Source organism: Nicoliella sp. ESL1113, from assembly GCF_058509245.1.
Genome location: NZ_CP196387.1, coordinates 1,544,616 through 1,551,607, shown reverse-complemented (window position 1 = coordinate 1,551,607; position 6,992 = coordinate 1,544,616). Strand labels below are relative to the sequence as shown.

At 44.7% G+C, this 6,992-nt stretch carries 1 protein-coding gene, 2 tRNA genes and 3 rRNA genes; all 6 read left to right on the top strand.

Features of this window, described 5'->3' with window-relative positions:
• The first annotated feature begins 220 nt into the window (after nt 1-220).
• A 16S ribosomal RNA gene (locus tag ACSYTJ_RS06810) occupies nt 221-1,796 on the top strand.
• Nucleotides 1,797-1,882: 86 nt separating this feature from the next.
• A tRNA-Ile gene (locus ACSYTJ_RS06805) sits at nt 1,883-1,956 on the top strand.
• 39 nt (nt 1,957-1,995) lie between these two features.
• Nucleotides 1,996-2,068: transfer RNA gene (locus tag ACSYTJ_RS06800), tRNA-Ala, on the top strand.
• Nucleotides 2,069-2,245: 177 nt separating this feature from the next.
• Nucleotides 2,246-5,160: ribosomal RNA gene (locus ACSYTJ_RS06795) — 23S ribosomal RNA — on the top strand.
• 71 nt (nt 5,161-5,231) lie between these two features.
• Nucleotides 5,232-5,348 (top strand): 5S ribosomal RNA (gene rrf, locus ACSYTJ_RS06790).
• Together the 16S, 23S and 5S rRNA genes with 2 tRNA genes alongside form the textbook arrangement of a ribosomal RNA operon.
• Nucleotides 5,349-5,505: 157 nt before the next feature.
• The gene (locus tag ACSYTJ_RS06785) at nt 5,506-6,780 is read left to right on the top strand and encodes a dicarboxylate/amino acid:cation symporter (protein ID WP_491716836.1); all 1,275 of its coding nucleotides are present in this window, start codon (nt 5,506-5,508) and stop codon (nt 6,778-6,780) included.
• Nucleotides 6,781-6,992 lie beyond the last annotated feature (212 nt).

The window sequence follows — 6,992 nt, the reverse complement described above, 5'->3', positions numbered from 1 at the left end:
TAATTTTAAAAAATCGTTGACATCCAGTTAGCAATTTGATATTATTAAATAGTTGTCGTTAAGAGCGACGCGCAAAAGTAGATCTTTGAAAACTGAACAAAATTATGACAAAAAATGTGTAAGGAACTTCATTTTAAATGAAGTACAAAAAACTTATGCGAAGTCAATTCGCTTTAAAAAGTAACAAAATTAAGAAGAGCTAACGTTAAGCTTTTCATCATAAGATGAGAGTTTGATCCTGGCTCAGGACGAACGTTGGCGGCGTGCCTAATACATGCAAGTCGAACGAACTTCCGTTAATGATAGTTGATGCTTGCATTAACTTGACTTAACATCGAAGTGAGTGGCGAACTGGTGAGTAACACGTAGGTAACTTGCCCTAAAGCGGGGGATAACATTTGGAAACAAGTGCTAATACCGCATAACAACAAAAACCGCATGGTTTTTGTTTAAAAGATGCGTTTGCATCACTTTAGGATGGACCTGCGGCGTATTAGCTTGTTGGTGGGGTAATGGCCTACCAAGGCAATGATACGTAGCCGACCTGAGAGGGTAATCGGCCACAATGGGACTGAGACACGGCCCATACTCCTACGGGAGGCAGCAGTAGGGAATCTTCCACAATGGACGCAAGTCTGATGGAGCAACGCCGCGTGAGTGAAGAAGGGTTTCGGCTCGTAAAACTCTGTTGTTAAAGAAGAACAAGTTTGATAGGAAATGATCAAGCTTTGACGGTATTTAACCAGAAAGTCACGGCTAACTACGTGCCAGCAGCCGCGGTAATACGTAGGTGGCAAACGTTGTCCGGATTTATTGGGCGTAAAGCGAGCGCAGGCGGTTTTTTAAGTCTGATGTGAAAGCCTTCGGCTTAACCGGAGAAGTGCATCGGAAACTGAGAAACTTGAGTGCAGAAGAGGACAGTGGAACTCCATGTGTAGCGGTGAAATGCGTAGATATATGGAAGAACACCAGTGGCGAAGGCGGCTGTCTGGTCTGTAACTGACGCTGAGGCTCGAAAGCATGGGTAGCAAACAGGATTAGATACCCTGGTAGTCCATGCCGTAAACGATGAATGCTAGGTGTTAGAGGGTTTCCGCCCTTTAGTGCCGCAGCTAACGCATTAAGCATTCCGCCTGGGGAGTACGACCGCAAGGTTGAAACTCAAAGGAATTGACGGGGACCCGCACAAGTGGTGGAGCATGTGGTTTAATTCGATGCTACGCGAAGAACCTTACCAGGCCTTGACATCTCCTGCAAAGCTAAGAGATTAGCCGTTCCCTTCGGGGACAGGATGACAGGTGGTGCATGGTTGTCGTCAGCTCGTGTCGTGAGATGTTGGGTTAAGTCCCGCAACGAGCGCAACCCCTATTATTAGTTGCCAGCATTAAGTTGGGCACTCTAGTGAGACTGCCGGTGACAAACCGGAGGAAGGTGGGGACGACGTCAAATCATCATGCCCCTTATGGCCTGGGCTACACACGTGCTACAATGGACGGTACAACGAGTCGCAAAACCGCGAGGTCAAGCTAATCTCTTAAAGCCGTTCTCAGTTCGGATTGCAGGCTGCAACTCGCCTGCATGAAGTTGGAATCACTAGTAATCGTGGATCAGCATGCCACGGTGAATACGTTCCCGGGTCTTGTACACACCGCCCGTCACACCATGAGAGTTAGTAATACCCAAAGTCGGTGCAGTAACCTCTTTTGAGGAGCTAGCCGCCTAAGGTAGGACTGATGATTAGGGTGAAGTCGTAACAAGGTAGCCGTAGGAGAACCTGCGGCTGGATCACCTCCTTTCTAAGGAATAATTCGGAACCTTACACAGTCATAGTTTTGTTTAGTTTTGAGAGGTCTACTCTCAAACTATGGAACCACGCTTCTTTGGGCCTATAGCTCAGTTGGTGAGAGCGCACGCCTGATAAGCGTGAGGTCGATGGTTCGAGTCCATTTAGGCCCATTATTAATCACTTGTTGATTAATTTAATTTAAATGGTATGGGGAATTAGCTCAGCTGGGAGAGCACCTGCTTTGCAAGCAGGAGGTCAGCGGTTCGATCCCGCTATTCTCCATTGACACGTAAGTGTCATAATACTTGGTTCTTTGAAAACTAGATAATATTTTAATTTTTCCAAATTATTGAATTGTATTAAATACAATTTCAACCGAGAACACCGCGTTATTTTGAGTTTTTTAAATTAGTTTTATTCGTATTTACTCAATTAACCAAATACCACTTCGTGGTAATAGGTTAAGTTATTAAGGGCGCATGGTGGATGCCTTGGTACTAGGAGCCGATGAAGGACGGGACTAACGCCGATATGCTTCGGGGAGCTGTACGTAAGCTTTGATCCGGAGATTTCCGAATGGGGAAACCCAATAAATTTAATCGTTTATTATTCAATGACGAATTCATACTCATTGAAAGGCAGACGTGGGGAACTGAAACATCTAAGTACCCACAGGAAGAGAAAGAAAATTCGATTCCCTCAGTAGCGGCGAGCGAACGGGGAACAGCCCAAACCATCGAGTTTACTCGATGGGGTTGTAGGACTGAACATTTGAGTTACCAAAGAATTAGATAGTCGAAAGATCTGGGAAGTTCTGCGACACAAGGTGATAGCCCTGTAGACGAAATCTAATTCCCTCAGTTCAGGATCCTGAGTACGGCAATACACGTGAAACATTGCCGGAATCCGGGAGGACCATCTCCCAAGGCTAAATACTCCCTAGTGACCGATAGTGAACCAGTACCGTGAGGGAAAGGTGAAAAGCACCCCGGAAGGGGAGTGAAATAGTTCCTGAAACCATGTGCCTACAAGCAGTTAGAGCCCGTTAATGGGTGATAGCGTGCCTCTTGCAGAATGAACCGGCGAGTTATGATAACATGCAAGGTTAAGATGAAAAGTCGGAGCCGTAGCGAAAGCGAGTCTGAATAGGGCGATATAGTATGTTGTGATAGACCCGAAACCAGGTGATCTACCCATGTCCAGGCTGAAAGTGTGGTAAAACACACCGGAGGGCCGAACCCGTGTACGTTGAAAAGTGCTGGGATGAGGTGTGGGTAGCGGTGAAATTCCAAACGAACTTGGAGATAGCTGGTTCTCTCCGAAATAGCTTTAGGGTTAGCCTTGGAGTCGAGAATCATGGAGGTAGAGCACTGTTTGGGTGAGGGGCCCGTCTTGGGTTACTAAATTCAGATAAACTCCGAATGCCATTGATTTATATCCAGGAGTCAGACGATGAGTGATAAGATCCACCGTCGAAAGGGGAACAGCCCAGACCACCAATTAAGGTCCCTAAATATATGCTGAGTGGAAAAGGATGTGGAGTTGCATAGACAACTAGGATGTTGGCTCAGAAGCAGCCACCATTTAAAGAGTGCGTAATAGCTCACTAGTCGAGTGATTCTGCGCCGAAAATTTACCGGGGCTAAGCATATTACCGAGATTGTGGACGCAACTATGTTGCGTGATAGGAGAGCGTTCTAAGGGCAATGAAGCTAGACCGTAAGGACTAGTGGAGCGCTTAGAAGTGAGAATGCCGGTATGAGTAGCGAAAGATCAGTGAGAATCTGATCCACCGAATGACTAAGGTTTCCTGGGGAAGGCTCGTCCTCCCAGGGTTAGTCGGGACCTAAGCCGAGGCCGAGAGGCGTAGGCGATGGATAACAGGTTGAGATTCCTGTACTAGTTAACTATGTTTGACCGATGGAAGGACGTAGGAGGCTAAACGTAGCATCCTGTTGGATATGGATGTTCAAGCACTAAGTCAGGTATTGAGTCAAATGCTTAATACCGTGTTGACAAGGTGTGATGAGGACCGAAATTTAGTAGGGAAGTCGTTGATGTCACACTACCGAGAAAAGTTTCTAGTTAGTAGTTAACTACCCGTACCGCAAACCGACACAGGTAGTCGAGGAGAGAATCCTAAGGTGAGCGAGTGAACTCTCGTTAAGGAACTCGGCAAAATGACCCCGTAACTTCGGGAGAAGGGGTGCTGCACTATGTGCAGCCGCAGTGAAAAAGCTCAGGCGACTGTTTATCAAAAACACAGGTTTCTGCAAAATCGTAAGATGAAGTATAGGGGCTGACGCCTGCCCGGTGCTGGAAGGTTAAGTGGATGAGTTAGCTTCGGCGAAGCCCAGAAACGAAGCCCCAGTAAACGGCGGCCGTAACTATAACGGTCCTAAGGTAGCGAAATTCCTTGTCGGGTAAGTTCCGACCCGCACGAAAGGCGTAACGATCTGAGCACTGTCTCAACGAGAGACTCGGTGAAATTGAGATACCTGTGAAGAAGCAGGTTACCCGCGACAGGACGGAAAGACCCCATGGAGCTTTACTGTAACTTGATATTGGGTGTTTGTATAGCTTGTACAGGATAGGTAGGAGCCATAGAAGTCGGGACGCTAGTCTCGATGGAGGCATTGGTGGGATACTACCCTCGCTGTATGAACACTCTAACCCGCACCACTAATCGTGGTGGGAGACAGTGTCTGGTTGGCAGTTTGACTGGGGCGGTCGCCTCCTAAACAGTAACGGAGGCGCCCAAAGGTTCCCTCAGAATGGTTGGAAATCATTCGACGAGTGTAAAGGCAGAAGGGAGCTTGACTGCGAGACATACAGGTCGAGCAGGGACGAAAGTCGGGCTTAGTGATCCGGTGGTACCGTATGGAAGGGCCATCGCTCAACGGATAAAAGCTACCCTGGGGATAACAGGCTTATCTCCCCCAAGAGTTCACATCGACGGGGAGGTTTGGCACCTCGATGTCGGCTCATCGCATCCTGGGGCTGTAGTTGGTCCCAAGGGTTGGGCTGTTCGCCCATTAAAGCGGTACGCGAGCTGGGTTCAGAACGTCGTGAGACAGTTCGGTCCCTATCCGTCGCGGGCGTAGGAAATTTGAGAGGAGCTGCTCTTAGTACGAGAGGACCGGAGTGGACATACCGCTGGTGTACCAGTTGTGCCGCCAGGCGCATCGCTGGGTAGCTATGTATGGATGAGATAAACGCTGAAAGCATCTAAGTGTGAAACCCACCTCGAGATGAGATTTCCCATTCCTTTATGGAAGTAAGACCCCTGAAAGATGATCAGGTAGATAGGCTGGAAGTGGAAGTGCAGTGATGCATGGAGCGGACCAGTACTAATTGGTCGAGGACTTAACCAAGTAAGGTTGTTCTCATGGAAGAATAAGATATTATCTAGTTTTGAGAGAACGAAGTTCTCACAGATAAATAGTGTGGTGATGATGGCCAGAAGGATACACCTGTTCCCATGTCGAACACAGAAGTTAAGCTTTTGAGCGCCAAAAGTAGTTGGGGGATCGCCCCCTGCAAGGATAGGACGTTGCCACGCAAACAAAAAAACATTCGTAATTAATTTTACGGATGTTTTTTATTTGTTTTAATAAATATACAAAAATATCACCTATTTATGATAAAATATAATAAGTCATGCAAATTATAATGATAATAATTTACATATAGTATATTAATATGGGAAGAGGATTTTTATGAAGAGGTTTAAGCTAACGATTGGTTGGCAAATCATGATTGGATTAGTGTTAGGGATTGTATTAGGAATTGTCTTTTACCAGAATCAAACGGCGATTACTACAATGTCTAATATCGGAACGATGTTCATTAATCTGATTCAAATGATTGTGTTGCCGATCGTTCTTTCTTGTTTAACTGTTGGAATTGCCAGTATTGGTGATATTAAAAAGCTAGGGCGAATTGGTGGAAAAACCATCATCTACTTTGAAGTTATGACCACGATTGCAATTGCATTGGGGTTAGTAGTTGCTAATTTTACGCATCCAGGTGACTTTATTAATATTCATGCCTTAAAGGGTGAGGACATTAGTAAGTATGTATCAACTGCCAATGCTGCTAAGGAAAGTGGCGGTTGGGGAACGATTATGAACTTGATTCCAACGAATATTTTTAAATCATTAAGCGATGGCAATATGATGCCAGTAATTGTTTTCTCAGTATTCTTTGGACTAGGAACTGCCGCAATTGGTGAACGTGGTAAGATCATTATTGATTTTCTAACTGCTGTTTCAGAAGTAATGTTTAAGGTTACTAACTGGGTAATGAGTTTAGCACCGATCGGGGTCTGTGCACTGATTGGTGCGACCCTTGCACAAATGGGGGTAGGGGCATTAGCGCCACTTAGTTACTTTGTATTTTTAGCCTATGCGACGATGTTAGTATTTATCTTAGTATTTATGGGATTAGCTGCAAAGCTATTCGGATTTAGCCTTAAAAACCTTTTATTTGTAATTAAAGATGAGATTGTATTAGCATTTTCAACTGCTAGTTCGGAAGCAACATTACCAAGGTTAATTGATAAAATGCAGAAATTCGGGGTTGATAAATCGATTGTTTCATTTGTAATTCCAACTGGATATACATTTAACCTTGATGGATCCGCAATTTATCAATCATTAGCAGTTATTTTTCTTGCCCAAGCCTATAATATTCACTTATCAATTGGCCAACAAATCATGGTGTTATTGGTATTAGTCATTACTTCTAAGGGAATGGCAGGAGTCCCTGGAGCATCATTTGTGGTGTTGCTTGCAACTGTTTCTACAGTTGGGATTCCAGTAACTGGCCTTGCGTTTATTGCTGGAATCGATCGAATTGTTGATATGGGGCGGACCGCAGTTAACGTGGTCGGGAATTCACTTGCTACCGTTATTATTGGAAAGTCTGAAGGAGAATTCAATTCAGAACAGTCCGATAAGTATGTTCAAGAATACTTACCAGTTAAAAATTAAGAACTAAAAAAGCATTCAAACAAAAGTTTGAATGCTTTTTTAGTTTATCAGATAAAATGTAAAATTAAAATTTAGTTTAAAATTAAAATTGTTGTTCAGTACCTCCCCAAATGGTTCCCCATCTAGTAGAGCATCATAAGCAACGTGATTACCTTTTCAATTATAAGTACGTCAATACCTTAGAATAATTGAAGACACCGAGATAATCAACA